Annotated in this window: 1 protein-coding gene; it reads right to left on the minus strand. The window is 44.1% G+C overall.

Annotation, left to right across the window (positions count from 1 at the left end; genetic code table 11):
* Positions 1–196 precede the first annotated feature (196 nt).
* Positions 197–1,735 (minus strand): SUMF1/EgtB/PvdO family nonheme iron enzyme, encoded by a 1,539-nt coding sequence (locus tag ACE1AQ_RS08155; protein ID WP_008197728.1) that lies wholly within the window; start codon positions 1,733–1,735, stop codon positions 197–199.
* Positions 1,736–2,103 lie beyond the last annotated feature (368 nt).

Below are 2,103 nucleotides of genomic sequence, written 5' to 3' on the forward strand. Positions count from 1 at the left end.
CATAATACAGTGAGTTCTTTTCTTCTTCCGTGAATTCTAGGTTAATCATGTTTTTAATGAGTGCTTTGCTTCTAATTATGACTCTTAAACTATATTATTGTCCTTGAGTAAAAAATGCAAGTTGTAGCCGTGCAAAGTATAATCAAAAAGGAAGAGGAAGAAAAACCAAGTTAAATGAACAGCAGCGAAGGGTAAATTAAGTCCTCGCCACGCCGCACACCAACCGCAGACCGACATCGTAGAAGTCGAGGACTGGACTGTTGCTATAGCGGGATGCCGAACGGCAGTTCCCCGGATTAAAGTCCCAAGACCCACCGCGCAGCAGCCGATAATCATTCTCATATTGACTCAGCCAAGCACTGCCATCCGTTGGCGCACCGTTGTAACTGTAGTGCCAATGGTCGGCACACCATTCCATAATATTTCCGTGCATATCATAGAGACCAAAAGCATTGGGGGGAAATGTCCCGACTGGAGTTGTTTCTTTGCGAAATTGCCCTTTTGCTGCATTGCCGTAAGTAGAGTTGCCGTTAAAATTTACTAAATCTGTCGTAATGGTTTCCCCGAAGTAAAAAGGTGGATAGGGAAGGTTTTGACTTGCTTCTTTACTGGTAACTGCTCTACAAGCATATTCCCACTCCGATTCGCTGGGCAAGCGATACTCCCGTCCCGTCTTCTTCGACAGTCGCTGACAAAATTCGATCGCCTCGTACCAAGTGATACTTTCGACCGGTCGATCATCCCCCTTAAAACGCGATGGCTCTAATCTGAGTGGGCGCTCAATTTTCGGGAGAGAAGCAACAGCTATCCAGAGTTTTTGGGTAACTGGAAATTTGCCCATAGAGAAAGCAGGAATAGTCACTTGATGTTGGGGGCGTTCCTCATCGCTACTTCCTTCTTCTGTCGCTGGCGCACCCATCATGAAAGTCCCGCCAGGAATGGCTACCATCTGGAATTTTACCCCATTGCCCAAGTCTTCAGTAAAGTATTCAGCTTGCTTGCGACTACGGCTAATTTCTTCTCCTTTGCTGTTTACTGTTAAGGTCTCAAACTCAAATTTACTGAAGCTTGGTTGCGTTGCTAATTGATAAACCGATCTTCCGATTATTGTTGCGCCGAAACCTGCACCTGTCCAACCGATCAATTGCAACAATTTTCGCCGATTTATTGCTACTGATAAAGGCGGAATACGAGGTGATTTTGGAGCAAGAATAACCGGAGTAGATACTGTGTAAGGTTTTGTTTCTCTAGGTAAATTTGATATTTCTTCTTCAAGTTTAACTTGCTGCGATTGAGAAGAGGAAGACGGTTTAACACTTAGTTTGCTGCCAGTAATTCCCCAAATTAATTGTCCTATTGGGTCAGCCTGAGAGCCGCGAAAATCTACCCAAGTCATTCCTTCAAGAAAAATTGGCAATTCAGGTTTTTGAGGCGCATTAGGCAATAAAACTGGAATTACTGGACTGCGTTTGTTCACAAACCGTCGCAAATAGGCTTCAATTTCCATCTCTTGCCAAGGACCAATCCCATTTTCACCGACAAAAACCGCCGCTGCGTTGATGTGTTCAATTTGCCGTTCCAATTCCCGCTGCCAAGGCAATCCGGGGCGCAATTCCCAGACATCCAGCCAAGGGTTTAATCCTTGTTGTTTCAGGGTTTGGGCAATCTTGATAACTTCAGGCTTGTCCTGGCTGTTGTGACAGAGGAAGACATGGAACTCTGACGACTCAGGCATCTGTAATACTCCCGCTTTGGCAACACTTTTGCTTCTATTTTACTCTGATTGCCAAGTTTTAATCAGCCAATGCAAAAGCTTAACTCATCCGGCCCATACCTTAAGCAACCAACCAATAACAACACCCAATCCGCCCAAATGTACCGCTTGTCAAAAAGGACGTTTTGGCACCTCTTTAATAAGCGGGATAAACTTAAGATAATTGGTTCTTCCAAACTTACACTGTAGAAAATTCCTCAAGCTCCCTCTCTGCACAGCAATGCTCTAAAGTTGATAAATATCAATCTGACAAAAACTCAAAGCCTTAGTATATAAACTTTACAAGCATGAGTTGTTGATAGTTTTACATGACAGGTTCGGTAGAGCCA

Origin of the sequence: Microcystis sp. BLCC-F209 (assembly GCF_041928595.1) — a bacterium.
Taxonomy (GTDB): Bacteria; Cyanobacteriota; Cyanobacteriia; order Cyanobacteriales; family Microcystaceae; genus Microcystis.

What these genes read in the sequence shown, in the direction of transcription:
- ACE1AQ_RS08155 (WP_008197728.1), bottom strand. Translation starts at nt 1,735, where the DNA reads ATGCCTGAGTCGTCAGAGTTCCATGTCTTCCTCTGTCACAACAGCCAG.